The sequence below is a fragment of the Trinickia sp. genome, from assembly GCF_051953955.1.
In the GTDB taxonomy this organism is placed as follows: domain Bacteria; phylum Pseudomonadota; class Gammaproteobacteria; order Burkholderiales; family Burkholderiaceae; genus Trinickia.
The window spans coordinates 32,198-58,859 of the sequence record NZ_JBQCIF010000095.1 but is presented as its reverse complement, the minus strand read 5'-3'; the positions used below and the strand labels follow the sequence as shown (position 1 = coordinate 58,859).

27 protein-coding genes and 1 pseudogene are annotated in these 26,662 nt (G+C 65.1%); 13 read left to right on the top strand and 15 right to left on the bottom strand.

Translation table 11 applies throughout. The features are described from left to right. Positions 1-34: 34 nt before the first annotated feature. Positions 35-931, top strand: a complete 897-nt coding sequence (locus ACTHNZ_RS18680; RefSeq protein WP_440544038.1) for an autoinducer binding domain-containing protein — start codon at positions 35-37, stop codon at positions 929-931. Between the two features lie 89 nt (positions 932-1,020). Here the strand turns inward: ACTHNZ_RS18680 and ACTHNZ_RS18675 are convergent, their stop codons facing one another. From ACTHNZ_RS18675 to ACTHNZ_RS18615, 13 genes are all read right to left on the bottom strand, one after another. Continuing rightward, positions 1,021-2,061, bottom strand: a complete 1,041-nt coding sequence (locus ACTHNZ_RS18675; protein WP_440544037.1) for an EscU/YscU/HrcU family type III secretion system export apparatus switch protein — start codon at positions 2,059-2,061, stop codon at positions 1,021-1,023. A 24-nt stretch (positions 2,062-2,085) separates the two neighbouring features. Beyond that, a complete protein-coding gene (gene sctT / locus ACTHNZ_RS18670; RefSeq protein WP_440544036.1) occupies positions 2,086-2,871 on the bottom strand; it encodes a type III secretion system export apparatus subunit SctT in 786 nt (261 codons plus the stop codon). 5 nt (positions 2,872-2,876) lie between these two features. Next, the gene (locus ACTHNZ_RS18665; RefSeq protein WP_440544035.1) at positions 2,877-3,371 is read right to left on the bottom strand and encodes a hypothetical protein; all 495 of its coding nucleotides are present in this window, start codon (positions 3,369-3,371) and stop codon (positions 2,877-2,879) included. Next, entirely contained in the window at positions 3,334-4,731 is a 1,398-nt protein-coding gene (locus ACTHNZ_RS18660) for a FliI/YscN family ATPase (RefSeq protein ID WP_440544034.1), read from the bottom strand. Before ACTHNZ_RS18660 ends, ACTHNZ_RS18665 begins: the two co-directional genes overlap by 38 nt. Next, positions 4,728-5,375 (bottom strand): type III secretion system stator protein SctL, encoded by a 648-nt coding sequence (sctL, locus tag ACTHNZ_RS18655; protein ID WP_440544033.1) that lies wholly within the window; start codon positions 5,373-5,375, stop codon positions 4,728-4,730. Before sctL ends, ACTHNZ_RS18660 begins: the two co-directional genes overlap by 4 nt. Then, positions 5,357-6,097 carry a SctK family type III secretion system sorting platform protein gene (locus tag ACTHNZ_RS18650; protein WP_440544032.1) on the bottom strand — a complete coding sequence of 247 codons (741 nt, stop codon included), beginning with the start codon at positions 6,095-6,097 and terminating at the stop codon, positions 5,357-5,359. Before ACTHNZ_RS18650 ends, sctL begins: the two co-directional genes overlap by 19 nt. Further along, positions 6,087-6,854, bottom strand: a complete 768-nt coding sequence (sctJ, locus tag ACTHNZ_RS18645) for a type III secretion system inner membrane ring lipoprotein SctJ (protein WP_440544031.1) — start codon at positions 6,852-6,854, stop codon at positions 6,087-6,089. Before sctJ ends, ACTHNZ_RS18650 begins: the two co-directional genes overlap by 11 nt. A gap of 37 nt (positions 6,855-6,891) precedes the next feature. Further along, positions 6,892-7,365 (bottom strand): hypothetical protein, encoded by a 474-nt coding sequence (locus ACTHNZ_RS18640; RefSeq protein WP_440544030.1) that lies wholly within the window; start codon positions 7,363-7,365, stop codon positions 6,892-6,894. A gap of 100 nt (positions 7,366-7,465) precedes the next feature. After that, entirely contained in the window at positions 7,466-7,672 is a 207-nt protein-coding gene (locus ACTHNZ_RS18635) for a hypothetical protein (protein ID WP_440544029.1), read from the bottom strand. Between the two features lie 156 nt (positions 7,673-7,828). Beyond that, a complete protein-coding gene (locus ACTHNZ_RS18630) occupies positions 7,829-9,007 on the bottom strand; it encodes an FHA domain-containing protein (RefSeq protein ID WP_440544028.1) in 1,179 nt (392 codons plus the stop codon). Further along, the gene (gene sctC / locus ACTHNZ_RS18625; RefSeq protein ID WP_440544027.1) at positions 9,008-10,993 is read right to left on the bottom strand and encodes a type III secretion system outer membrane ring subunit SctC; all 1,986 of its coding nucleotides are present in this window, start codon (positions 10,991-10,993) and stop codon (positions 9,008-9,010) included. It lies immediately after the preceding gene. An 8-nt stretch (positions 10,994-11,001) separates the two neighbouring features. Beyond that, on the bottom strand, positions 11,002-11,259 hold the full coding sequence (gene sctS / locus ACTHNZ_RS18620; RefSeq protein ID WP_440544026.1) for a type III secretion system export apparatus subunit SctS: 258 nt from the start codon (positions 11,257-11,259) through the stop codon (positions 11,002-11,004). Between the two features lie 96 nt (positions 11,260-11,355). Beyond that, positions 11,356-13,572 carry an FHIPEP family type III secretion protein gene (locus ACTHNZ_RS18615; protein WP_440544042.1) on the bottom strand — a complete coding sequence of 739 codons (2,217 nt, stop codon included), beginning with the start codon at positions 13,570-13,572 and terminating at the stop codon, positions 11,356-11,358. A 248-nt stretch (positions 13,573-13,820) separates the two neighbouring features. On the opposite strand from ACTHNZ_RS18615, the gene ACTHNZ_RS18610 reads away from it, so the two are divergent. From ACTHNZ_RS18610 to ACTHNZ_RS18590, 5 genes are all read left to right on the top strand, one after another. Continuing rightward, positions 13,821-14,696 carry an autoinducer binding domain-containing protein gene (locus tag ACTHNZ_RS18610; protein ID WP_440544025.1) on the top strand — a complete coding sequence of 292 codons (876 nt, stop codon included), beginning with the start codon at positions 13,821-13,823 and terminating at the stop codon, positions 14,694-14,696. Between the two features lie 5 nt (positions 14,697-14,701). Further along, entirely contained in the window at positions 14,702-15,907 is a 1,206-nt protein-coding gene (gene sctQ, locus ACTHNZ_RS18605; RefSeq protein ID WP_440544024.1) for a type III secretion system cytoplasmic ring protein SctQ, read from the top strand. Next, positions 15,900-16,559 (top strand): type III secretion system export apparatus subunit SctR, encoded by a 660-nt coding sequence (gene sctR / locus ACTHNZ_RS18600; protein WP_440544022.1) that lies wholly within the window; start codon positions 15,900-15,902, stop codon positions 16,557-16,559. Before sctQ ends, sctR begins: the two co-directional genes overlap by 8 nt. Positions 16,560-16,576: 17 nt before the next feature. After that, on the top strand, positions 16,577-17,296 hold the full coding sequence (locus ACTHNZ_RS18595) for a lytic transglycosylase domain-containing protein (RefSeq protein WP_440544021.1): 720 nt from the start codon (positions 16,577-16,579) through the stop codon (positions 17,294-17,296). Positions 17,297-17,581: 285 nt separating this feature from the next. Next, positions 17,582-18,496 carry a helix-turn-helix transcriptional regulator gene (locus ACTHNZ_RS18590; RefSeq protein WP_440544020.1) on the top strand — a complete coding sequence of 305 codons (915 nt, stop codon included), beginning with the start codon at positions 17,582-17,584 and terminating at the stop codon, positions 18,494-18,496. 25 nt (positions 18,497-18,521) lie between these two features. Here ACTHNZ_RS18590 and ACTHNZ_RS18585 read toward each other — a convergent pair whose 3' ends face one another. After that, entirely contained in the window at positions 18,522-19,313 is a 792-nt protein-coding gene (locus ACTHNZ_RS18585; RefSeq protein WP_440544019.1) for an autoinducer binding domain-containing protein, read from the bottom strand. Positions 19,314-19,440: 127 nt separating this feature from the next. Here ACTHNZ_RS18585 and ACTHNZ_RS18580 point away from each other — a divergent pair, with 127 nt between their 5' ends. Next, complete coding sequence (locus ACTHNZ_RS18580; protein ID WP_440544018.1) at positions 19,441-20,340, top strand: autoinducer binding domain-containing protein; 900 nt, start codon at positions 19,441-19,443, stop codon at positions 20,338-20,340. A 72-nt stretch (positions 20,341-20,412) separates the two neighbouring features. Here ACTHNZ_RS18580 and ACTHNZ_RS18575 read toward each other — a convergent pair whose 3' ends face one another. Further along, a complete protein-coding gene (locus tag ACTHNZ_RS18575; protein ID WP_440544017.1) occupies positions 20,413-21,117 on the bottom strand; it encodes a FadR/GntR family transcriptional regulator in 705 nt (234 codons plus the stop codon). A gap of 222 nt (positions 21,118-21,339) precedes the next feature. Here ACTHNZ_RS18575 and ACTHNZ_RS18570 point away from each other — a divergent pair, with 222 nt between their 5' ends. From ACTHNZ_RS18570 to ACTHNZ_RS18545, 6 genes and pseudogenes are all read left to right on the top strand, one after another. Then, on the top strand, positions 21,340-22,665 hold the full coding sequence (locus tag ACTHNZ_RS18570) for a C4-dicarboxylate transporter DctA (protein WP_440544016.1): 1,326 nt from the start codon (positions 21,340-21,342) through the stop codon (positions 22,663-22,665). A gap of 138 nt (positions 22,666-22,803) precedes the next feature. Then, the gene (gene alc / locus ACTHNZ_RS18565) at positions 22,804-23,820 is read left to right on the top strand and encodes an allantoicase (protein ID WP_440544015.1); all 1,017 of its coding nucleotides are present in this window, start codon (positions 22,804-22,806) and stop codon (positions 23,818-23,820) included. Positions 23,821-23,830: 10 nt separating this feature from the next. Then, positions 23,831-24,340 carry an ureidoglycolate lyase gene (locus ACTHNZ_RS18560; protein WP_440544014.1) on the top strand — a complete coding sequence of 170 codons (510 nt, stop codon included), beginning with the start codon at positions 23,831-23,833 and terminating at the stop codon, positions 24,338-24,340. A gap of 73 nt (positions 24,341-24,413) precedes the next feature. After that, on the top strand, positions 24,414-24,698 hold the full coding sequence (locus ACTHNZ_RS18555) for a hypothetical protein (RefSeq protein ID WP_440544013.1): 285 nt from the start codon (positions 24,414-24,416) through the stop codon (positions 24,696-24,698). 323 nt (positions 24,699-25,021) lie between these two features. Beyond that, on the top strand, positions 25,022-25,411 hold the full coding sequence (locus ACTHNZ_RS18550) for a hypothetical protein (protein WP_440544012.1): 390 nt from the start codon (positions 25,022-25,024) through the stop codon (positions 25,409-25,411). Positions 25,412-25,593: 182 nt separating this feature from the next. Next, a pseudogene (locus ACTHNZ_RS18545) lies at positions 25,594-26,583 on the top strand (methyl-accepting chemotaxis protein); the annotation flags it as partial. Positions 26,584-26,662: the final 79 nt, after the last annotated feature.

Below are 26,662 nucleotides of genomic sequence, written 5' to 3'. Positions count from 1 at the left end.
TGTTCCACAAAACAAAGACAGATAGGACTCCCCCATGTCAACCCTCGACGTGGTCGAAGAACGCGACGATCTGCAACGCGCAAGCATGCCGCCTTCCCAGCCGGCGTCCCGGCGAGGGCCGCGTGCGCCCTGCGAGATCCGCTATATCGACGAAATGGACGTGGCCCCGCTCGTGCGCGCCGAAGAAACCGGCGACGCCACGTTTCTCGCCGCCGAACTCGGTGCGGCACGCACGGCGGACGAACGCATCCGCATGATCCGCGGCATCCTGAACATCATCGGCTTTTCAGGCCTCGGCTATGCCGCGCTGAAGCTCGACGCGCAAAAGCAGCCCGAGTACGCCTATCTGCTGCGCGATTACCTCTCGACGGACTTGCTGCCGCAATCGCTTCAGGGCGGCTATCTGCTGCGCGACCCGCACATGCGGCGCGCCTTCGAATCGAGCCGGCCGCACGTATGGGACATGCGCTCGCTCGTGAACGCCTCGCGCAAGGAAGGAATCGATCCGCCGATGCGGCGCTTTTTCGACGGGCTGCGCGAGAACGGGCTCGCGAGCGGGCTCGCGTTCAGCCTGCCGATCGCCCGGACGCCGCTGCGCGCGCTCATTCTGTTCGCCGGGCCACCCGAGCACTGCGAATGGATCACCGACAGTGTGATTGCCCAAGCGCTTGGGCTCGGGCTCTCGCTGCATCAGCGCTGCGCCGCCTACGTCCAAGCCGTTTGCCGCCAGGACGCCGCGAACGGTCTGTCGCAATTGCAGCAGCGCATCCTGGGCGCCGTCGTCGTCGGCATGTCGGACAAAGCGATCGCCGCACGGCTCGGCACGACCGTGCACAACGTCGACTACCACCTGCGTCAGTTGCGCGAAAAGTTCGGCGCGCGCAATCGCAGCCAGCTCGCCTATCTCGCGGGCAAGCTGCAAGCTGTCTGACCCGCCGCAAGCGCAGGCGCTGGGGCGAGCGAACACCATCGCCTCCGCCGTGCCGGACGCTCGATGCAGCGTGCCAGCACACGATGACATCAAGCCGGCGCCTCGTCCCCGCCGGCCCAGCGCAAGACTTCGGCCACGCGGCGATACAACGCGCTGTCGATGTACTGATATTCGCGCGCGCTTTCATAGAGCGCATCGGCAAGCGGCCCGTTCGCCGTCGTCGGCACGAGAAACTCTCCCGCCCATTCGAGAATGCGCCGCGCGGTTTCACCCTCACCCCGCGCGGCGACCCACGGCAGCTTGCCTTTGCCGGCATAGCACAGCGCCACGGCCACGTTGGCCGAATGCACCACGGCGGAGGCCATCTTCACGCGATCTTGCAGCGGGTTGAAGACCATCTCGCGCGCCATGTGACGGCGACGCGAATTCAAATGCGGATCGCCCTCCATTTCGCGGTATTCGCGGCGCACTTCCTCGAGCGACATCCGGTGCCGCTTGGTGAACTCGTACTGCTGGTACGCGTAATCGAGCGCGGCAAAGGCGATGAAGATCAACGCGGCCCAGCCTGCCAGCGTCAACAGCAATTTCCCGGTGACGGCTAGGATCGCATCGGGCCGCAGATATCCCGCCTGCAGCGGCGCGTCGAGCGAACCACGCAACTGCACCCACAGCGTCACGCACAAAATGAGCGTCTTCACGCCCGTCTTGAGCAGCACGACGACGCTTCTCATCGAGAACATGCGCTGCAAGCCCGCGGCCGGATTGAGCCGAGAAAAACTCGGCGTGATGCGCGAGAACGCGACGAGTCCGCCCGCTTGCGCTAGCGAAACGGCAATGCCGGCGATGCCGGCCAGCGCCACGATGCCGATGCCGAGCGTCAGCCATCCATGAACGGCAAGCGTCAGCACCACCGAGATAGACTGAGCGGGATCGCGCGACGACACCGCGGCGAAAATCGCATCGAACAATCCCCGCAGCGTATCGACGACGCGCGGCCCCTGCGAGCCGAGCGCCGCCAGCACGACGATAAAGACGAGCGCGGTGCTCACCTCCGTGCTGAACACGACCTCACCTTGCTTGCGCGCGTCGCGCAACCGTTTATCGGTAGGGGCTTGATCTTTTTCGCTCATTTCGGCAACGGTGGTTTTCGCTCCCTACAGCATCGACTTCAACAATTCGAGCAACGTATTGTCGGGACCCAGATACGCATGCAGCGATGCGTATACGAACGGCAAGAACAGCGCCATCATCAGCACGGCCACGGCGCTCTTCACGGCCTGCGACATCAGGAACACGTTCAATTGCGGCATCGCGCGGCTCACGAGCCCGAAGCCGAGTTCGACGAGCACGAGCACGATCACGACGGGCGCCGCGAGCTTGACGGTCCACATCATGATGCTCGTCGCACCGCGCGCGATGAAAGGCAGCAATGCCACGCCGAATTTCGGGGCAAACGATGCGACCGGCCATAGCCGGTACGAGGCAAAGAGCGCCGAGAGCAACAGATTCAGCCCGCCGCTCGTCACGAACAGCGTGATGGCCAGCAAATTCAGGAAGCCCGCACACGGGCCGGTTTCGTATTGGGCGATGGGATCGAAAAACGATTGATTGCTCGCGCCCGTTTGAAAGTCGATCAAGGCGCCGGCCGTCGCGATCGCCCACATCACCGCGCCGAAGGTATATCCGAGCAAGATGCCGATCAGCGCCTCCTTTGCCACGAGGCCGACCCACATGAGCGGTGCCAAGCCTTGCAGCGCATTCAGATCCATCGCCGGGCCGATGAACAATATGACGACGGCCATGAATCCGTTGCGGACGAGTCCCGTCAGCAACGTCGAGCTGAATGCCGGCACGATCATCATGATCGGCAGCACGCGAGGCAGCACGATGACTGCCGGGCGCACCGTGCGAATCGCCGCATCGAAAACCTCGCTCGACACCACGGTCACGCCTCGCGCGGATCGAGCGGCGCGATCGCCGTGCGCAGCGCCGCTTCTTCGGCGCGGATTTCGTCGGCCGCCTCTGCCCGCCGGGCCGCGGCACGCTCGAGCCGCTCGCCCGTGCGCTCCGCCTGGTCGCGCTTGGCATCGGCGCGCCGCAACGTCTCGCGCAATGCCTCCAAGCGATCCGTCTCTTCGCGCACGCGTGCTCGTGGCGGCTCCGTCCGCTCACGTGCCTGCGCGATACGATCGTCGAACAGTTGCCAATCGATGCCGGCCGAAACGAGCTCGCGAGCCGAACTCGGCCCCGCCGACATCCGCGAGGCAAGCGAGCGCCCCGCCTCCGCCTTCGCTTCGAGCAAGCGCGTCACTTGCGCTTCGGCCTGACGCAACGCATCGCGCGCGGCGTCCAGCACGGCCTCCTGGCGCCTCACCTGCGCCAGGATGACGTCGCGCCGCATCTCACGCACGCGCGTGAGCTTCGCGATGATCGTGTCCATAGGCTTCCTCGAAAGCGACGAGCTTCGCCAGCGTGTCGTCGTACGCTTCCAGCCGCGCCGGCGATTGGCAGGCGAATTCGCGCAGCGCAGTGCGTGCGGCCAACGCCGCATCGGCTAGTAAGTCGCTGCCCGCACGATATTCGCCGATCTGCACGAGCAGCTCGATCTCTTGATATTTGGCCAGCAGCTCGCGCGCCCGCGCCGCACGGCGCACGTGAGCTTCGTCGACCACGCGCGTCATCACGCGCGAGGCACTCGCCAGCACGTCGATGGCGGGGTGATGTCCGGCTTGAGCAAGCTTGCGCGACAAGACGATGTGTCCGTCGAGAATCGAACGCACTTCTTCGGCGATCGGATCGCTTTCGTCGTCGCCCTCGACGAGCACCGTATAGAACGCCGTGATCGATCCGCGCGCACCCTGCCCCGCGCGTTCGAGCAGCTGCGGCAGCACGGAGAACGTCGACGGCGGGAAGCTGCGCCGCGTCGGCGGCTCGCCCGACGCCAATCCGACTTCGCGCTGCGCGCGCGCGAAGCGAGTCAGCGAATCGACGAGCAGCAGAACGCGCAAGCCCTTGTCGCGAAAGTATTCGGCAACGGCCGTGGCCACGTAGGCCGACTTCACGCGCTCCATCGCCGGGCGGTCCGACGTCGATACGACGAGCACGGTGCGTGCTAGCGCCTCGGGTGACAAGTTGTGCTCGATGAACTCGCGCACCTCGCGCCCGCGCTCGCCGATGAGGCCCACCACCGCGACGTCGCAGCCGGCACCGCGCGCGATCATGCCGAGCAGCGTGCTTTTGCCGACGCCGGCCGGCGCGAAAATGCCGACGCGCTGCCCGATCCCCGTCGTCAAAAAAGCGTCGATCGCGCGCACGCCCGTCGGTAGCGGCTCGTCGATGAGCGTGCGCTCGAGCGCACCGACCGGCTCGGCAAAGGCGCTCACGCGGGTGCCTCTCGCAATCGGGCCGCGCCCATCGAGCGGCTGGCCGAGGCCGTTCAACACGCGTCCGAGCAGCGCATCGCCGACTTCGAACGTGTGCGCATGCCCCGTCGGCAGCACTTCGGTGGCGCTCGATAGGCCGGCGAGCGAGCCGAGCGGCGTGAGCACCGCCGTCTGCCGCGAAAATCCGACGACCTCCGCGTACATCGGCTCGAGCCCCGGCGTGTGCAACTCGCACACTTCGCCGAGGCGCGCGTGAATGCCCGATGCGTGAATCAACAGCCCTGCCGTCTGCGTCACGCGCCCCCGCATGCGCAGCGGATTGACGCTTTCGAGCGCCTGCGCGAACCCGTCTTCGTCCGCATCGCCCTGCAACTCGGCAAACAACGTGTCGCGCCAACTCGGTTTCGATTCGTTCATAGCCCCCTCCGCGCTTCGATGGCCGAGCGGATCGCATCGATCTGCGTGGACAGCCGCGCATCGATACTGCCGGCCGGCGTTTCGACGATGCAATCGCCGCTGCAAAGCGAGGTGTCCGCGACGACGCGCACGGCCTGCGCGCGCACGGCAGCGTCGGCCGCGTGCGCCTCGCCGGCCATCGCCTCGCGGTGATGGGCCACGGCCAGCTTCATTGCCTCGACGGAATCGGGCGCGACGCGCACGACGAGGAACGCCTCGTCACGCACGAATGCGTCGATGCGACTGAGCGCAACCTCGAAGATGCGCTCTCTCTCGAACTCGCCGACGAGCGCACGCAAGCCGCGCACCACCATGTCGGCCATCTTCTCGCGCGACAATGCCAACGCATGAGCCGTGTCGAGCGCCGCCGCCGCGGCGCGCTCGGTGCCCTCGCGCTCGCCGCGCGCGAACCCTTCGTCGTACCCTTGGCGCAGCATTTCGTCCTTGCGCCGCTGTGCGTCGGCTACGATGCGCTCGGCCTCTTTCTTCGCGGTGAGGACGATCGAATTCGCGTCGAGCAGCGCAGCGTATTCATGCTCCTTCAGCACGCGACGCTCCGACAGCATCTGCAAGTTTTCGCTCGTGATCAGAAAAGCCAGTCCCATGCTCGCAGTCTCTCGGGAATGAGGCAAAGAAACAGCAGCTCGGCGAGTTCCGCGCGCTGCGCGTCGCCGAGACGGTAGGCCGGCTGCACGTCGGCAAGGCGCGGCAGCTTCAGCCGCGTTCGCGCATAGACGGGCAAGCCCGCCGGCGCAATGAAATCGAGCAGCAAGCGCGCCCCACGTGCGCCGATCTTTTGCACGACGAGCTTCGGATGGCGCCGCATCGGCTCGAGCGTTTCGCTGACCGCGTCGAACGGCGGGGTCTCATTGCGCGCGAACGCCATCGTTTCCGGCCCGAAACCGAGTTGCAGCGCCTTTTCGACGCCACGCGTCACTTCACCGCTCTCCAGCCACGACTTGTGCAGACACAATCCGCACAAGCTCGCCAACTGCTCGAACGCATCGCGCGGCAACAGCGCAAGTCGCTTGTCGCGCGAGCCGAAATCGTAGTCGGCCGGCACGTCGCCCGATTCGTTCCGCTGCAAGCCGACCGTCTCGAACAACGCCCGCGCGAGCACGCGCCGTCCGCGCTCGCCGAAGCGCTCGATCTCGTTCCAAGGCGCGGGCCAAATACCGAGCGGCCAGCTCGGGTCGACATACCGGTCCGGGTACAAGTTGAACTCGGCAACGAGCCGTGCGAAGCGGCCACGATTGGCCTTCGCGCGCCACCGATCGTGCGCGTCGTCATCGACTTCGTCTTGCCATTCGTCGTCGTCAACCCGCATGGGTCTGCTCTTGCGCCACGTTCGCCGCACCCGCCCCGCGGGCCGTCAGCTTGAATTGACCGCGTCTGAGCAAGAACACGCCTAGCGCCGCGATCGTCGAAAGCACGAGTGCGAGGGCAACGAGCGATAGCGCGCGCGCGAGCGGACCGCCTTGGACGCCTTCGTGCTGCTCGACCTCCTTCGGCGGCGCAGCCTGCAGGAACAGGGAGACGTTGTCGTAGGACAGCCCTTCGATGCTGTGCGCCACGAGATCCTTGACCATCGGCGCCATCATCTTCAAATCGATGCCGGGCCGATACTTGATGTAGACCGATGCCGAAGAAGGCTTGATCTTGTCCGACAGCGGATCGTTCTCGGGAATCACGACGTGCACGTGCGCGACGATGACGCCGTTCACGTCGAGCAGCGTCCGATCGAGCTCCTGCTCGGCGCCGTAGATATAGCGGATGCGCTCCTCCGCGGGCGTGGAAACGAGGCCCTGCTTGCGAAAGAGTTCGCCCAGATTTTCGGTCGGCTGGCGCGGCAGACCGACGGCCTTCAGCGCATTCAACGCGGCCGGCACGGACGAGCCGTCCACGAGCAATTCCCAGCCGTGGTCGGGCACTTGCGATTTCGATGCGCCGATGCCGGCGTTCGCCAGCGCCTCGATCATCTCGTTGGCCGACGATTCCGTCAGGTCCATGTACAACTCTTGCTGGCAACCGGCCAGCAGCAGGGCGCACGCGAGCGCAACGCATGCGCGCAGCAGCGTTTTCATGATGATTCCCTATGCGCGCCGCGCTAGGCGGCGTCGTTCACTCGGCGTTGTTCTTCAAAAGCGAATGCGTGACGCCGTTCGATGCGTCGGCCATGGCCATGCTGAATTGATACTGCTGCATCGTCACCGATGTAGTCAGCGTGAAATCGGTCAGCCGAACCATCGTCATCATCGGATCGCTCGGGTCGATCAGCGCGGCCGGGTGTTCCATCTGCGACATCGCCGCTTCGTAGCGCGAATCGAGTGCCGCGGTTTCCTTGCGCACGCGCGTCACCATCGCATCGAGGCCGCCCGTCTCCTGTGCGCGATGCATATGAACGGCGCCAGCCGTGGGCTCGGCCGCGTCGGAGCGCATGTGGGCGTCGAACGCGCTGGCCTGCGACGAATCCGCCTCCCGTTCGGGGGCGGCCGGCATCGCATGGGCCGCAGTCTGGGCCGCGCTCGCGCCATTCGGTCCTTTCACCTCCGACAGCGCGGCGGCCGGAACGGCTGGGACGGCTGGGACGGTCATGGGAAACCTCTCTGATGATCGGCGTAGTACGCCGAGAACTCGGGTAGCGGGCGCCGCTCGCGCGGCGCCCAACCAGCTGCGCGGGTGCCGCTGCGCTACGTCAAGAGACGTGCGCGCCGCGCTGCAGATTTTGGCAGGCCGTGTCGATCGTGCTGCTTTCGCCTTGACGCGACGACATCACGGTCTTGCACATATCCTGCGTGTTGCTGACCTTCATCGATTCGACTTGGAACTGCTCTTCCTGGAGTTGAAACTGCTCCATTTCCTTTTGCATGTCGCCCGAATTGATGCTGACTGATCCGGCCATTTCCACTCTCCTTTCCGGTGAAATGTCACTGCTCCCGAGCCCCGGGAGCCCTCAACAACCGCGCGTTGCCGCGCTTCTTGCCCAAGCGAAGCGCACTCGCCTCGCATGAACCCTTCTACGCTCGCGCTGCCTGCCCTTGGCTCTACTTCGCAAGCGCTAGCCCGGCGGCGCCGCGACGAAATCGTGCACGGCCGACGCGCTCACATCCATGAAAAACCGATCCGGCCCGCGCGCGAAAATCACGCGGTCATTGCCGATCTGCCGCACCTCGAGTCCGCCGGGCAAACGCGATCCTTCGAAGTAGCGCGCCCCGTCCGAGGTCTCGATGAAGCGCGTGCCGAGCCCGTCGTCGTAGACACCCACGATGTCGGGTACCTCGCCCGCGATCGGCGGCGCTTTCTTCGGCGCCGCCGGCGGCGCGCCCGCGTAGGCCACGCGGTCGATCACCTGCAGCGCCGGGCGCGCATCCTTCGCGAAGTTCGCCACGCGCTGCTGCAGCGAACGGCCGCCCGAACCGCCGATCAGCAGCGTTCCGTGGCCGCCATACGTCACCGTCAACGGCGTATCGCTGAAGTAAAGCCGCGCCGATCCGAGCAGTTCGTCGATCACATAGACGTCGCCTACCGTCGTTTGCGGAAACGTTTGAGCGATGCGCTGCACGCGGTCGCGATCCGACAATGCATTGACGTAGCCCGATACGACGAAGCCGGTGCTCGTCGGCTTCACGCTCACCTCCGGATAATCGTGCAGCGCCTGCCGTACCTCCTGCATGCGCTCCGTCGCGCTCGCCTGGAACCAGAACGGATCGGTCGCACCGATGGCCAGGTAAGCGCCGCCCGCCAATGCGAGCACGCCCCACAACACGCCGAGCCCGACCACGAAGCGGCGGCTCGCCATCCAAGCAGCCCACGGTGCCGCGGCCCATCGCGCGAGCCGATTGCCGCCCGCGGGGGATGCATCGGATGCGACGGCGGCCCGCGGTTGCGCCGCGGGCACGATGCCGAGCTTGAGCGTGCCGATTTCCACGACGTCGCCGTGCCGCAGCGCGCGCCGAGTCGAGTCGAGCGCCGCGCCGTTCAACGTCGCCTCGCCGCCACCGACGTTTTGAATGGAGACGGCGATCTGCCCGACCGACAATCGCAATTGCCGGGCAGCGACGTCGCGATCGGACACGATCACGTCGCACTGCGCGGCCGAGCCCACCCAGTTCTCGCCAAGCTTGAGCGCCAGCGTGCGGCCCATGAGCGGGCCGCTCAAGAACGACAGGCTCCACGGCGCCTTCATCGAAGACACCGCGGCGGCCTGTTTCGGGGCGGACATCGCTTCGCTGCTCATTCAATGCTCCGTGGCGAGCGCCGGCGCGACCGACGAAACGATCTTCGGCGCCCGCTTGTTCGAATCGTCCGGCGCGGGGGGCTCGGCCGACATGCCCGGCGTCGATGCCGGCGCCGCGCTCGACGGCGGCGTCGCCGGCACCGCGCTCGGCGGCACGACCCACGGCGCCGGCGCCTTGTTCGGCAGCGCCTCGTCCGAATTGAACGGCTGCCCCGGCAGCGGCGGCTCGACACCGAGCGGAATGCCGTTCGGCTCGAATGCGCTCGCGGTCTGCACGACGCGCGGCGTGAGCAGATAGAACCGATCGGTGCGCGAGCCGTCCTTCTTCGTGTATTTGAAGAGATTGCCGATCCACGGAATGTCCGATATCCACGGAATGCCCGTCTTGTTCGTCGTGCGCGTGTCGTTGTTGAAGCCGGCGATGAGCAAGCTCTTGCCCTCGTCGATCATCGCCTTCGTCACGATGTTGCGCTCGATCACGGCCGGCACTTGCGTCACCGTCAGCGTATTGCTCAGTTCGCCGTCGTCGATGTCGATCGACATCATCACGCCCGGTTTGCCGCCGTCGCTCACGATGCGCGGCGTGACCTTCACGCTCGTGCCCGTCGTGATCCCATAGAGCGACGAATCTTGATAACCGGCCACCTGCACGTAGAACTCGGTCAGGTTCTCGAGGATCGCCTCGTTGTTGTCGAGCGTCAGAATCATCGGCTTCGACAAGGTCTGCGCCTTGCCCTTTTGCTGCAGCAAGTTGATGCGCGAAAGCAGATAGTTGCGCATGGCCCCGCCGATCGACGCCGTCAGCGCCATCCCGAGCGGCGTCGAGGCACCGGTTTGGCCCGCTTCGGTGTTGGTGCTGAACGACAAAGGCGGATTGCTGCCGTCGCCGAATTGGAAGTCTCCGTTCGGCGTATGCAGCCGCCAATCGACGCCGAACGAGTCGAGCGCGCTTTCGTCGATGTCGATGATCGTCAACCCGACCTCGATCAGCCGCGGCCGCGCATCGAGGGCGGAGATCAGTTGCGCGTATTGCGGCATATGCTCGGGCACGTCGCGCACGATGACCGCGTTCGTCCCCGCATCGGCGACGATCTGCGGCAGCGAAACCGGCTGCCCGTTGCGTCCCAGCGCATCCGTTGCATCGCTGCTCGGCGTTTGCGTGGCGGCGGCCGCGCCGAGCGTCAACCGCGGCACGTTGATCGTATCCCCGGACGAGAGCTTGACCTGCCGATTCGTGCCCCCGAGCCGCGCGCCGTAGCCGGGCAGGCCTCCGTTGAGGTCATTCTTGCCGAACAGGCGGCCAAGCGTCGTCGCCACCCCGGGAATCGTCACTTCCTTGCCCGAACGATTGATCTGAAAATCGGTGGCATACGCATAGCGCAGCGGGAAGGCGCGAATCTCCGCCCGATCGAGCCCGCGGCTCGGGTCGGTAATCGTCGAGATCGCCTGCCGAACGAGTTCGACGTAGCGCTGCGGGCCCGACACATAGATCGTGTTTTCCCGATCGCTGATGATGAGCGGGAACCGCTTGTCGGGAATGCGCATCGCCTCGAGCGTGCGCGAAAGCTCACCGGCACTGCCCCTCGGAATCGGAAACACCTGTGTCTGCCCGTCTTCGGCACGATCGATGTAGAGCAGCGACCCGTCGAAGTAATACGTGAGGCCGTACGTCGCACAGACGCTGCGCAGCGTCGCCAACGGCGAGCCCGAAAAATGCCCGCTGATGGTGCCGTCGATCTTCGAATCGATGACGGCCGTGACGCCCTGCGCCGAGGCGAGCTCGCGCAGGAAATCGGACACCTTCTTGCCGTCGGCCACGATCGTATAGGGACGATCGCGCCACTGCAGCTCGGCCGCATGCGCGACGCGCGGCGCACCTAGCATGCCGGCGAGCGACAACGCGAATGCGCCGAGCGCGAACTGCGAGAACAGCGAGACGCTGCGCAAACGGGCAGCATAGGCGCGGCGCGCCCGAGGAGTAGGCATCTGCGTGCTCAAAACAACCTCGCGAAAGACTGCTGACCGAAGAGCAGAACCGAGCGCCCGATCCAACCGCCCGTCACGATGATCGCGACCATGACCGCGATCATGCGGGCGGCCAAACCAATCGTTTGGTCCTGCAGTTGCGTCACGGCCTGGGCCAAGGCGACGAACAGCGCCACGCCGGCCGCGACGAGCACGACCGGCAGCGACAGCATCAGCACGAGCAACAACGCCTGACGCGTAATGTCCAATATCGTTTCGTTAGTCATCGAGTGAGCGCTCCTCTTGAGGCTGCGATGCTTGCTGCCGTGCCTTACCCTGCCTTACCGTGCCTGCTTCGCCGTACGCGCTAGCGCGGCGTTGCCCTATGCGATCGCCGGGTTCGACACCCAGCCGATGGTGTTCAACTGAACATCCTCTTCGAGTTCCTGATAGGAGAGCACCGGCAAGTCGGGCAGCACGGCCGCCAGCGTGGTCCGCACATAGCGGCGCACGTTCAGCGAAACGACCACGGCCGTGCGCACCGACGTCGCACGCTTGCGCGGCATGCCGCCGCTGGCCGCGCTTCGATGACCGTCGAACAGCGCCCGCACCTGCCGGCACACGTCGTCCTTGACCTCGTGCGCGAGCCCGAGCACGTTGCCCTGCTTCGTGCGCAGCACGGCTTGCTCGAAGCGCTCCTGCAACACCGGCTCGAACAAGATGACGTCGAGCTTGCGCGCATTGCCCACGTGACGATCGGTGATCATGCGGCGCAGATCGACGCGCACGAGCTCGACGAGCGCGATCGTGTCGTCGGGCTCTCGCGGCGCCCAGGTGATCATGCTTTCGAAGATGATGCGCAGATTGCGGATCGGGATGTCTTCGAGCAGCAGGCGCCGCAGCACCTCGGTAATGCGCTGCAGCGGCACCAAGCGCATCAGCTCGGCGACGAGCTCGGCGTAGTCGCGCCGCACGAGCCGGATCAGGTGCTGCGCCTCCTGAATGCCGATCAGCGCCGCGGCATGCTTGCGCACTTCGCTCTCGACGTGCCTCGCCAGCACCTCCTCGGTGCGCAGGCCGGCCAGTGGCGCGGGCACGGCCGCATCGGCTGAGAAAACCGATTTGACGCGCGGCGGCGGCGCTTGCTGAACGCGAGGCTTAGCGGGCTTCGCATCGAGCGGCAGCCAGACGGGCTGAAAGAACGGGCCGAACGGCTCCCCCGGCACGCGTTCGACACTATCGGCCAGCGGCGTGACGCCGTCCCACAGCAGCCGCTCGGGCTGCACTTGCCCTTCCGACGCCAGCACGTCCTGAACGAACACTTGATAGCGCCCCTCGAGCAATGCCGTTTCGAACGCAACGTGCACGCGTGGAAAGATGGGCCCGATGTCGGCTTCGACGTTCGACTTCGCCACCGCCAGCGCTTCTTGCAAGCGCACGAGATTCAGGTGCGGCGAAAGCGTCCGCGCCAGCGTGACGGCGAGCGGCGACGTCACGCCCGACGTATGGGGGCCGACTTGCGCCTCGTGCTCGCCGGCGGCGATCGGCTCGGCCAGCGTGATGAGCGTGAGCGGCGGCATCGTCTTGCGACGGCGCAGCAGCAGTGCCCCGCCGCCGCCCGTCGCGAGCGCGAGCCCCCCGAACGACCAGGCAGGAAAGCCCGGCACGAACGCGAACGCCAGCAGCACGGCGGACGCGATCAACAACGCGCGCGGATGCGCGGTGACCTGCTTGCCGATCTGCTCGCCGAGCTGACTGTCGTTGGCGTCGCGCGTCGCCACGCGCGTGGTGACGACGCCGGCGGCGATCGAGACGAGCAACGACGGAATTTGCGCCGACATGCCGTCGCCGACGGTCAGGATGGCGTAGCGATGCAGCGCATCGGACACGCTCATGTCTTTCATGATCGTGCCGACGGCGATGCCGGCCAGAATGTTGACGAACGCGATGACGGTGCCGGCGATGGCATCGCCCTTGACGAACTTCATCGCGCCGTCCATTGCCCCATGCAGTTGCGATTCCTGCTCGAGCCGCTCGCGGCGATGCTTGGCTTCCTCGGAACTGATGATGCCCGCGCGCAGATCGGCGTCGATGCTCATCTGCTTGCCGGGCATCGCATCGAGCGAGAACCGTGCCCCGACTTCGGCGACGCGCTCGGAGCCTTTCGCGATGACGATGAACTGCACGATCGCGATGACGAGGAATACGACGCCGCCGACGACGAAGTTGTTGCCGACGACGAGCCGCCCGAATGCATCGATGATGTGCCCCGCATTCGCGTGCAGCAAGATTAGTTTGCACGACGCGATATTCAGCGACAGACGCAGCAGCGTCGTGAACAAAAGCATCGCGGGAAACGAAGAAAAGCTCAGCGCCGACGGCAGATACGTCGACACGGTGAGCAGCACGATGCTGATTGCGAGGTTCAGCGAGATGAGCGCGTCCATGGCCGCGGTGGGCAGCGGCAGCACGAACAGCGCGACGACGATCGCCATGAACCCGGCCAACGCGAGATCATAGGGCCGTACCGGGCGCCGCGCATCATCGGCGCCGCCCGCACTCGGCCACCAATCCTTCATTTGCTTTCTGAGCGCCGCCACGGACATGAAATCCCTCGCTGAAAAAAGCCTGCGCGGAAACGGGAATCCGCGACGAAAAGTGTAAGAGCCGGGAGGGGTGCGCCTCAATCGTGAGATTCGTAGTAAATCGCGCGTCGACGAGCGCACGAATGCAAAACACTACTGAACAGTGCAGTTCCTTCGTATATGGGCACGCGGCTATAGTCGAAAACCATGAAACGGCGCTCGAGCATTCGAGTCAGGCCGCTGCTCACGAGAAGGAGGACCGCATGGCGAACCCCGAGGCGCGCAAGCGCCTGCCGAAAAGAAGCAGCGAGCGCGATGCGCGGCACGCGATCGACTTCATCGAAGTGGCCGATTGCGCGCTCGTCGTCAGCAAGCACGCCGCTCGCCACGGCGAGGCGAACGGCAGCGACCGCGTCTCCGAAATCGCAACCGATCTCTCTACGGCGCACTCGGCGCATGAGCGCAAGCAGTTGTTGCGCATCGCGCTGCGCACGATCGGCTTCGACTGGTTTTGCTATTGCCGCCTCACGAGGCTCGGCGAGATGGTGAACCGCGCGCGCTACTTCGACCTATGCTCGCCGCCGGGCTGGGCGCAGCGCTACGTCGATCAGCGCTATTTCGACGTCGATGCGCGCATGGCCTTTGCTTGCCGCCATGACTGGCCGCTCGTCTGGGATTTGGACGTATTGGCGGCCGAGCACGCCAACATGGCCGAATCGAGCGAACGCACACAGCGCTTTCTCGAAGACGTCGAGCGCTGCGGCACGCGCAGCGGCATCGCGTTCGGGCTCGTCGATCCGGCGAGCCTCGAGCACAGCGTCATCATCTTCAGTTCGGCGAATCCGACGAGCGATTGGATCAACGACCGCGTGGTCGGTCAAGCCTACGCGCTCGGCCTGGGCGTGCATGCTTTCCTCGCCGAGCAGATGGCAGCGACGGCCCAAACGCCGATGCTGTCCGATCTGCAGCGCCGCATTCTGAACTTCACGGCCAGCGGCCTCAGCGACCGCGAAATCGCGCAGCAGTTGAACATGTCGCGCAGCAACGTCGACTATCACATGCGGCAGATCCGCAAGAAATATGGCGTGCTGAACCGCGTGCAGCTCGCGTATCTCGCGGGACGGCTGCTCGTCGTCTGATTCCCATGTCCGCCACTTTGGCGAGCGTGCCGCCCAAAGCGGGCACTGCGCGCACCGCCCCGCCCACGCCCGCATCGGTTGCGACCCAGCCGCTAGGCACTGCGTCCGCGCTGCCGCGCATCAGCCCATTGGCTGCCCATGCGTTGAACCGCGCCTATGCATGGCCGTCGCCGTTCGCATTCGCCGTCGCGCAGGGCCACTACGAACTGCGATGGCAAGCCGATGCCGAAGTGCGTGCGCCGGGGCACGTCTACGCGTTTCGCTTCGGGCCGGCCGAGGGCTGCTTCGTGCTCGATTCGATCGGCGAACATGCGTTGATCGGCGATGCCGCGACGGACAGCGTGCCGGCAGAGATTCGCTGCGCACTGATTGCCGATGCGCTCGCGCCGCTCATCGATGTGCTTGAACGAAGAACGCGGCAACGCATCGAGCTCGGCGTCGCACCCACCGAGCCGCCTTCGAAAAACGAGCTCATACGCGACCACGACGCATTGCGCTTTTGCGTCACCCGGCCCGACAGCGAATGGCGCTGCTGCGGCGCGCTGCGCTTCACCGAGGAACGCTTTTTGGGCCTCGCCTGCCCCGCCGAGCCGCCGCCCCCAACACTCGCCGATACCGATTTCGACCAGTTGCCGATCGCGCTGCGCTTCGTGCTCGGGTCGACGATGCTCAGCATTGCCGAGCTGCACTCGATCGCGCGCGGCGACATCATCGGCATCGAACGCTGGCAGTCGCTCGGCCAAGCCCTGCGCTGCACCGCGACGACGAACGAGGGCCATGTCACCGTGTCGGCCCGCGCTGTCGGCTCGCGCATCGTCATCGACCAAATCGAGGAGAATCCCGTGACGTCATCCTCACGGCCCGACGCGCCCGCGGCTGCGGCCGCGCCTGCCACTCACGCATCGAATGCGATCCCGGGCGATGCGCAGGCCGGTGACGCCGGTTCCGCATTCGCCGAAGAACCCGGCGCCTTGACCCGGATCGACGCGCTCGAGGTGCGCGTCACGTTCGAGCTCGACGAGCGCTCGATGCCGCTCGCTCAACTGAAAGCGCTCAAGAGCGGTTACGTCATCGAACTCGAACAGCCGCTCAATCAAAGCACCGTTCATATTCGCGCGAACGGCACGCTCGTCGGGCAGGGGCACCTGATCGCCGTCGGCAACAAGCTTGGCGTGCGCGTGTCGCGCTTCTCGGAGAGCGGCGATGAGTAACATGCCGAGCCCGGTCACGATGCTGTTTTTGATCGTCGCGCTCGGCACCATTCCGTTCGCCGCGCTGATGGTGACGAGCTACACGAAGCTCGTCGTCGTCCTCGGCTTGCTGCGCACCGCGCTGGGCGTGCAGCAAGTGCCGCCGAACATCGTGCTGAACGGCATCGCCCTGATCCTGACGATCTACATCATGGCCCCCGTCGGCAGCGCGATCGTCGACACGATGCAACAGAGCCACGTCGCGATCGACGGCTCGATGAGCATCGACGACGTAATGGCGATCGGGCAATCGATTACGCCGCCGCTGAAGAAATTCCTCTCGCAGCACACGGTACCGGGCGAGCGCAATTTCTTCATGCGCTCGGCGACGGCCATTTGGCCCACGGAGCGCGCGCAGTCGCTCAAGTCCGACGATCTCATGGTGCTCGTGCCGAGCTTCATGCTCTCCGAGCTGACACGCGCGTTCCAAATCGGCTTCGTGATCTACGTCGTCTTCGTCGTCACCGACCTCATCGTCGCGAACGTTCTGCTCGCGCTCGGAATGCAGATGATCTCGCCGACGACGATCTCGATTCCGTTCAAGCTGCTGCTCTTCGTCATGCTCGATGGCTGGTCCGTGCTCGTGCACGGGCTCGTGCTGTCGTATCGCTGACGCACCGGGAGACGCCGATGTGCCGAACGCTCGCCGCCGTTCTCGTCGCACTGCTGCTCGGCATCGGCTCGAAAGCCGCGCGCGCCGACGATTTCCTGGCGCTTGCGATGCGTTGCGCGCCGACTGTCGACGCGCACACGCTCGCCGCGCTCGTCAGCGTGGAATCGGGCTACAACCCCTATGCGATCGGCGTCGTGGGCGCCCATCTCGTGCGGCAGCCGACCTCGCGCGAGGAGGCCGAAACCACCGCGGCAAACCTCGCCCGGCTCGGCTACGACTTCAGCCTCGGGCTCGCGCAGGTCAATCGCCGCAATCTCGCGCGCTTCGGCGAAACCACGACCTCGATCTTCGATCCGTGCGCGAACTTGCGCGTCGCCGGGTCGATCTTGACGGAATGCTTCGCGCGCGCGGTCCATATCGTAGCCGACGAGCAATATGCACTGCGCAAAGCGCTCTCGTGCTACTACAGCGGCAACTTTTCGACGGGATTCGCGGCGGGCTACGTCGAGCGCGTCGTCTCGCATGCGCAGGACGACGGGCATCATGAAGTGGCGCCGATTCCGATCGCGCCAGGGGGCGTACCACCTCCCCAATCGATGCCGGCCCGGCACGCGCGCGAACGCGCCACACCGGCGCCGGCTACTCGTCTTTCGCGCTGCGCGCCGGGCATCGTCGTGCTGTCCGATTGCGCGGGTGAAAGTGGGTCGCGCAGCGGTACGATCCGGATTTTGCAGTGACCGCGCCGCATCGGCCCGAGGCAGAACGACCCAATAAACGGCTTTGGCGAGCGCCGATTCAAAGGGCATCTTTACCTGCCGAAACCCGCGCCGGCTGTACGTCTTACCGATAGTGGCCACTGTGAAATGCAGGCATACGGGCTTTTCGTAGTTCTCCCTCGCTGGCCCGCGCAAATCCCTGGTCGGACTACTCGTTCGACGCGCGCCTGAATGCGCCTCCCGCTGGATACTGTTGCCTCTCGCGGCCCTCGGGCATGCGTGCGCTCACTGGATGGAGGGAGAAAGATGAGTCAGTACGGCGCCATCGATGCAGATACCGATGCTTCGAACTTCCTGGTGTTCGGCGATGCCGAGCTCGACAGCGCGGCCGATGCGCCGCTCGATGACGACGTGCCCGAAGGCCAGAGGCTCGCGGGCATCGCGCACGATCTAGCCAAGGTCGGTACCGCGCAGGCGCGGCACGCCCTGCTGCGCCCCGCATTGCGCGCAGCCGGTTTCGAATCCATCTGCTACATGCGCGTCTCGCGCATCGGCGACACGATCAACGGGATCGTCTACTTCAATGCGTTCTCACCGAACGGATGGGCGCAACGCTATTTGCGAGAGCGCTTCTATGAAATCGACGCACGCCTCGCCTATTCATGCAGGCACGAGTGGCCCATGCTATGGGATCTGTCGTCGATCGCATCGACAGGATCGGCGGCCAGCGCCAGCGCCAGCGCCGGCGCGACGAGCATGACGAGCTCAGCGGCCGCGGACCGAGCCGAACGCTTCGCCACGGCGGCCCGCGATGCGGGGACGCTGTCGGGCGTCTCGTTCGGCCTTGGCACGCCCGACGCGCTCGACACTTGCGTCGTCATGTTCGCCAACTCGCAGCCGTCGAAGGCGCGGCTTCCCGATATGTCGATCGGCCATGCCTACGCGCTGGCCGTCGGCCTGCACGAGTACCTCACGCTGCGCGCACCGCACATCCAGCGCCCCGCCTCGATCGCCGAGCTCACCGACATTCAGCGCTCGATCCTCGAGCTCGTGACGCTCGGCCTGAACGATCGCGACATCGCGGACCGGCTCGGCACCTCGCATCACAATGTGGACTACTATCTGCGCCAACTGAAGAAGCTCTACCACGCAACCAATCGCGTGCAGCTCGCCTACATCGCGGGGCGCGTGCTGGGCGCGCCAAACGCAGCCCGGCGTTGACCCTGGCGGTAGGCCTACTACCGCTTCACCGCTTGCTCCATCCCCAGCGCGCAGCGAGGTAAGCCAGCTGCGCGCGGTTTTCGACGTTGAACGTTTTCTGGAGCACCTTGACGTGCTGCGCGACACGGTGCAGCGAAGCCATCACCTCCGCGGCGATCTCGTGATCGGATAGCCCTTTGACGAGCCGCTCGAGCACGGCCGATTGCTCGTCGGTCAGCACGACGATACGCGCGCAGCGCGCACAATCGTCGACATAGGGCTGCATCAGACGGCCGATGGTCATGCTGGCAGCCAACACCGTGCCCATGACGCGATCATCGATCCAATGGGTGTCGCAGGCATGGGATGTCAGATCGACGGCGACGCGTAGGTCGGCGCGCGGCGCAGGCAGCCCGAGAATCAGCCCACAATGCATTCCCTGTGCACGTAATGTCGAAATGAGGCTGCGCACGCGCGGGTCGTTCGTATTCGCGTGCGCCTCCAGATGGTCGATATTCCAGGTCACCGGCAACCCGCTTTCGCGCAATGCCGCGAGACGCGGATCAATCTCGTATAGGCGGCTTTTCAAATAGGTCGTCACATGCCCGGCATTCGCCATCTCGCGCATGAGGTGGGCACGCAAAATGCGGCGCCCTATCGTCTCCAACGCCATGTAGGAGAACGTCGAAAAACCCGCCTGCTGCAGGCGTTCGCGGCATTCGCGCAGCTCACGTTCGTGCGCATCGTTTTCGAGCGCCGGTTCGAATTGGCGCAAATAGGCGACGGCGTCACCTTGCGAAAACCATACGAGCGCCGGAAATTCGTCTTCAGTTGTCATCAGCGAATAACCCACCCACCGGTATCGTTTTTTTGCGTTTATTATTACGCGATGTTACGCGCGCAAACGTAGTGGAATCAAACTACGGTTACACCGCGTGACGTGAATCTCGATCGGAGGCTCATCGATGCACTACCCTGCATTGCGCAAGGACGACTCCGCACTTGCGCCGCTTTCGCATTCGTGCGGCGCCGAACCGCCTGCAACGGGTCGTGACCGGACGATCGAGGTCGTCTGGTGCAACGATCCGCGACAGTTGAGCTTGACCGCGCGGCACGCGCCGCGTCTCGGCATCGCGACCGCACTAGCCGCCGCTCAGAGCGCCTGCGAGCGCAGCCGGATGGTCAACGGCATGCTGCACTTGATCGGATTTTCCACGTTCGCTTATTTCGCGCTCGAGTTCGCGCGCGAGCGCGTCGAACGGCTGTTCTTGCACGAGGCATTCATTCCCGGCACCTACCGCGGCGATTACGTGCGCGAACGCTATCACGACGTCGATCCGCGCACGGCAGCGGCGCGCCAGGGCAGGCTCCCGCTCGTCTGGGATCTGCAGCAGTTGCATGCCCGACCGCCGAGCTTGGCGCGCAGCGAGGCCGCGCAGGAAGGGCTCGACGGATTCATCAAGATGATGCGCGACGACGGCATGCGCAGCGGCCTCATGTTCGCGATGTCGATACCGGGCACGCGGATGCATGCCTTCATGAGCTTCACGGGCCAGTGCCGGACCCGCGATTGGATGACCTCGACCACGCTCGAGCAAGCGCTCGCGATCGGCCTATCCGTTCATACGGTCGCTTCGCAGCAATTACGCACCGCGGCGCGAGAGCGCACGGCCGAAGATCTCACGCAGTTCGAGCGCGAGTTGCTGCTCGGCATCGCCGAAGGGGCATCGGACAAGGAGATCGGGCGCCGCCTCGATACGAGCGCGCATAACGTCGACTATCACCTGCGCAAGCTGCGTAAGCGTTTCGGCGTCGCGAACCGCACCGAACTGACCTATCTGACCTCCAAGCTCGAGCTTATTTGAGCTTCACGGTAGCCCGCTGGGCAGCGCGGGCGATCGGGCGAACGGTCACTCGTCCGCTATTCCGCGACGGCCTCAGCCCGTCTGCGCACGTGGCGGCGCCGGAAAATGGACGCCCGCGCGCTGCGCCGCCGCCGTGATGTGCGCCTCGATGCTGCGCCCCGCGGCCTCGCAGTCGCGCGCCTTCAATGCATCGAGAATCGTGCGATGTTCGCGATAGGTGGACTGCAGCAGTTCCCGTCGATAAAACGGCAAGCGCTGGCTCTCCTTCATGATTTCGCTGCTGCCGCGCAAGATCGCTTCGATGGCTTCGTTGCCGGCCACGGCGATGATGCGCATGTGGAAGGCAAAGTCGAGCCCGGCCGCCGTGTCGAGATCGCCCTCCGTCAGCGCCGCGTGCAGTTGCGCCATGTTCTGCTCGAGCGACTCGATGACTTCATCGGTCATGGCGAGCGCCGCCATGCGCGCCGCGAACCCCTCGAGCGCATAGCGCACCTGATAGGTATCGGGCAACGACGACTGCTCCGCGAAGCGCCAGGCCGGCCCCGTCTCGGCGCGCGAGCGCTGAACGTAGACGCCCTTGCCCGCCCGTATCGTCAACATGCCGAGCGCCTCGAGCGTCGATAGCGCCTCGCGCAGCGCGGCGCGACTGATATCCAGTTCTTCGGACAGTTGCCGCTGGGCGGGCAGCGCGCTGCCGACCGGATAATCGCCGCGCTCGATGCGCTCGCGAATCGTCTCGGTCGCGGCTTCCGTCACCGTCTGAGTAGTGCTTCGCATGGGCCGAAAAATCCCCTGGTCGGACCAGCATTGTAACGCGGCTCCGCGCGGTCGCCGCGACCCGTCGCGCGCTTGTCACAAAGCGGGGGTATACCACTACCGTCATCGGGCTTGACGTGACTATATCGGCTTCCTAATCTTCGCCATAAGCACACCGGTCTTACCAGTTAGACCAGAGAATTTCCCGCCCGCCACCGCTACGACCTCGTCCTGGAGAAAGCCGTGTTCAGATTCCTCAATTCGCTATTCGGCCGCGTCATGATTGCGCTCGTGGCCGGCATCGCGCTCGGTGCAATGTTTCCGCACTTCGCACAATCGCTGCGGCCGTTCGGAGACGGCTTCCTCAAACTGATCACGATGATCATCGGGCCGATCGTGTTCTGCGTCGTGGTGAGCGGAATCGCCGGCGCAGGCAACCTGAGAAAGGTCGGGCGCGTGGGCGGCAAAGCCATCGTCTACTTCGAAGTCATGACGTCGCTCGCGCTGATGATCGGCGCGGTGCTCGCGCTCGTGTTCAAGCCGGGCGCCGGCATGAACGTCGACGTTCATTCGCTCGACGCGCAAGCATTGACGACTTACACCGAGCATGCCAAGAGCTTGAAGGACGTCGCCGCGTTCTTGCTGAAGATCATTCCCTCCACCGCGTTCGATGCGTTCGCGAGAGGCGACATCCTGCAGGTGCTCGTGTTCGCTGTGCTGTTCGGTTCGGCGCTGTCGCTGCTCGGCGACAAGGCCAAGCGCGTGAGTTCGCTGATCGACGAGCTCGCCCAAGTGTTCTTCCGCATCATGGGCTTCATCATCAAGCTCGCGCCTCTTGGGGTGCTGGGCGCCATCGCCTTCACGACGGGCACCTACGGCGTGGCGTCGCTGAAGCAATTGGGGCTGCTCGTCCTCGTCTTCTATGCGAGCTGCGCGCTGTTCGTCGCGATCGTGCTGGGCATCGTCATGCGGCTCGCCGGATTCAACGTCTTCAAGCTCGTCCGCTACCTGCGCGAAGAACTCGTGATCGTGCTCGGCACGGCGTCCTCGGATGCGGTGCTGCCCCAAGTGATGCGCAAGCTCGAATGGATGGGCGTCAAGGATTCGACGGTCGGCCTCGTCATTCCCACCGGCTATTCGTTCAACCTCGACGGCTTCTCCATCTACCTGACGCTGGCCGTGCTCTTCATCGCGCAGGCCACCAACACGCCGCTGTCGATGCACGACCTGATCGTCGTCATTCTGATTTCGCTGATCACGTCGAAAGGCGCGCACGGCATCCCCGGCTCGGCGATCGTGATCCTGGCGGCCACCTTGTCGGCCATCCCCGCGATCCCCGTGCTCGGCCTCGTGCTGATCCTGCCGGTCGACTGGTTCGTCGGCATCGCCCGCGCCCTCACCAACATGATCGGCAATTGCGTAGCCACGATCGTCGTCGCCGCCTGGGAAAAGGACATCGATGCAGCCCGCGCTCGCCGCGTGCTCGATCGAGATCCGGCGCTGCGCTTCGTGCAGGAAGTGGCCGTGCCAGAGCTCGATACGCCGGCGCAAGGCGCCCCCGCGGTCTGATCCGCGCATCGCTCCAGAAACACGCCGCATCCCTCTGCCCTACCCGGAACCGAAGGGGCCGCCCGGCCTCTTCGCGAACGCAACCTCGAACGGGGCGGCTCCTGGCTCCCCGCTCCACGCTTCTCATCGACCCCCATCATGGCTATCCCGACCCTCGATCCCAACGCGCCCGATTTCACGCGGCGCTGCCTGAACCTGGCCGATTCGCGCCTCGGCGCCAAAGCGCTCGTCGCCAGCGACGAATTCTTCGCACCGAAGGAGCGCATGCTGGACCCTCAACCCGCCGTGTTCATCCCCGGCAAGTACGACGATCACGGCAAGTGGATGGACGGCTGGGAAACGCGCCGCAAGCGCACGACGGGCCAAGACTCGTGCATCGTGAAGCTGGCGCGCCGCGGCACGATCGAAGGCGTCGATATCGACACGAGCCACTTCACGGGCAATTTCCCGCCGGCCGCATCGATCGAGGCCTGCGCGAGCGCGAGCGAGCTTCCGTCCGACGATGCGACGTGGCACATGGTCGTTCCGCCCACGGCGCTGCAAGGCAACCAGCACCATTACATCGCCGTCGGCCACGCTGAAACTTTCACGCACATCCGTATCACGTTGTTTCCGGACGGCGGCGTGGCCCGGCTGCGGATCTACGGCCGGCCGGCGCTCGAGGATGCGCTAGCCGCGTTGTCCAGCGGCGCGCTCGTCGACCTCGCGGCCGCCGAGAACGGCGCGCACGTCGTGTGCGCGAACAACCAGCATTTCGGGCTGGCCAGCAACATGCTGATGCCGGGCCGCGGCGTGAACATGGGCGACGGGTGGGAAACACGCCGGCGCCGCGAGCCGGGCAACGACTGGGCGATCGTCGCGCTCGCGCACCCCGGCGTGATCCGCAAGATCGAAGTCGACACGGCCTTCTTCAAGGGCAACTATCCCGACCGCTGCTCTTTGCAAGCCGCCTACGTCACGGGCGGCACCGACGAGTCGCTCGTCACGCAGGCGATGTTCTGGCCCGTCCTGCTGCCCGAGCAGTCGCTGCAAATGGACCACCAGCACTTCTACGAACGCGAGATCGCCTCGCTCGGCGCGGTCACGCACGTGCGTTTCAACATCTTCCCCGACGGCGGCGTATCGCGGCTTCGCCTCTGGGGCGAGTTGGCTTGAGGACGACCCCATGAGCCCCACGCTCCTCATCGAGCCGCTCACGCGCGAGGCATTCGCGCCGTTCGGCGACGTGATTTCGCTCGATGGCGCCCGCCATTTCCCGATCAACGGCGGCACGACCGAGCGCTTCCACGATCTGGCGACGATCGACGTCGGCGAAGCCGGCGGGCGAACGCTCGTCAACGTGTTTCGCGCTCAGCCGCGCACGCTGCCGTTCGAAGTCGTGATGATGGAGCGCCATCCGCTAGGTAGCCAGGCCTTCATTCCGCTCGGCGACGTCCGCTACCTCGTCGTCGTCGCACCGCGCGGCCCGTTCGACGAGCGCAAGATGCGCGCGTTCGCCGTTCACGGGCGGGACGGCGTCAATTACGCGCGCGGCGTCTGGCACCACCCGCTGATCGCGCTCGGCGCAGTCACCGATTTCCTCGTCGTCGACCGCGGCGGCAGCCAGCCCAACTGCGACGAAATCGAGCTTGCCGAGCCTCATCGGCTGGTCTTCGCCGAAGTTGCCGCCGCATGACGCGATGAGGCGCCGCCGGGGACCCCGGGCCGGCGCCCTGAGCGGCGCGGCGATTGCCGGTAAAATGTCCGGCATGGACAAGTGCCGTTATTGCGGAAAAATCCGTGACGAATGGGAATGCCATGGGCAGGAGTGCCGCACCGCGATCGCCAGAGCGCTGCGCCGGCAACGCTCCGGCTTGCCGATGGTGCCGAACGTCATCCGTAACGAAGTGCCTGCCGGCGCGAGCACGAGCGAAGTGATCGCCGTCCTGTCGCGGCAGCGGCTGAAGGCTCGGCGCGCCAACGAAGAGCGACGCGAGCGCCAAGAAGCCGAAGGCTTCGAGATCGAGCCGCAAAACGCGCCGCCCGACCGGTAGCCGCTGCCCCACCGTCATTCATATCCTTGCGCGTTGGCCGAGCTGCGCGGCTGCGCCGCACGTCTTTTTGCAGCCCGCTACCCACGGCACTGCCGCCCGCCCGCAAAGATGGGCTCACTCCGGCCGTCTTGATCTCTAAACGAAGTTGGAACCGGAAAGCCCGAACTGTTACTGATGCCCAAAGATCAACCACCGGAAATGGACGAGCGCCGAGAGCACGGAAGTGGCGCAGTCGAGATTCGTACATTTGGGAGAAATCGGAAGCGATGAGTACGCCTACACGAGAGGAATTCGAAGCCCGCATCGAAGCCGTCGAAGCTCGGATGGATGCGCGCGTCGCCGCGATCGGCGCGCGACTGGATGAATATACGGCCCGGGCCGACGAGCGCATGCAAGGTTTTTTAGCGATGTCTGCCGAGCGAGACAAACGCGTAGACGAGCGTTTCGCCGAGCGAGACAAACGCGTGGATGAGTGTTTCGCCGAGCGCGATAAGCGATTCGACTTACTGGTTCAACGCGTGGACGCCGCGCTGGAACGTACCTCGCATCTCGCCACGCACGTATGGTTGGCAACCCTGACGGTCATCCTCGCCGTAGCGGGAACGGTCGTCGGCGCTTATTATGCGACGCAATCGTCCCACATCGGCGTCACCCAGGCAGTCATATCGGCATTCCAGCAAGGGCAACAAATGCAATCGACGTTGAAGGAATAGCGATCCCTGCTTGCATCTACCCCCGCGGCTCATTGCCCGCCACGTCACCGGGCTCGCTCTGCGCATCGCGTGCGGGGATCTTGAATTGGCGCCGGCCACACCGCACCCAGGCGGAACCGTTGGCAAGGATTCCCTGACACGAATTTCAGATTGTCCTTGGATCAACTCCGAAGGGCGACCGTTCGAGCCTAATGGCTTCCATCGAGGCGATGCGGATGCAACTGTCGCGCGTCGTCGCTGGAATCAAGGCGGCCGCCGATTCCATCGCAACGGCATCGAGCGAAATCGCGCACGGCAACATCGATCTGTCTGCCCGCACCGAGGAGCAGGCGACGTCCCTCGAGGAAACGGCCGCCAGCATGACAGAGCTCACGCAGACGGTGAAACAAAACGCCGACAACGCTCGGCAAGCGAATACGTTGGCCGGACACGCAACGGACATCGCCGATACCGGCAACGAGGCCGTCCAGATCATGGTCGGCACGATCGGCGAGATCAGCGAAAGCTCGGCGAAGATTTCAGAGATTACGAGCACCATCGAGGGCATCGCATTTCAGACCAACATTCTGGCGCTCAACGCCGCGGTGGAAGCCGCCAGAGCCGGCGAGCAAGGGCGAGGATTCGCCGTCGTGGCGAGCGAGGTGCGCAGCCTGGCGCAACGATCAGCCGCCGCCGCGAAGGAAATCAAGGAACTGATCGATTCATCGGTCTCGAAGATTCACGGTGGCGTCGAGCAAGCACAGCGAGTCGGTTCGACGATGGGCGAAGTGAAGCAAGCGATCAAGCAAGTGTCGGATGTCGTCGCTGAAATCTCGGCTGCGTCGGACGAACAAAGCCGGGGCATCGAGCAAATCAATCAGGCCGTCAATCAGATGGACGAGGTGACGCAGCAGAACGCCGCGCTCGTCGAGCAATCGGCGGCAGCAGCGCAGTCGCTCGAAGAGCAATCCAAGTCGCTGAAGGACGCCGTCGCCGTTTTCAAGCTGCTTGACGCCGCCCCACCGGCATCGGCTCCGATCGTCGCCGCACCGCGGAAGCCACAAGTGCCGGCAACCCGCGCTTCAACGGCGAAAAGCGCGCAAACGAAGACGGAGCGCATTGCGCTTGCGCCGGCGGCGAACGCGGCGAGCACGCACGCCGGACAATCCGCCGACGCTTGGGCTACGTTCTGATAGGTTGAACGCGGGCGCTCGTTCGCGCGAATTCAGCGATGGTGCTCGCAACGTCGAGCAAATCGTTGTAGCGCGGACG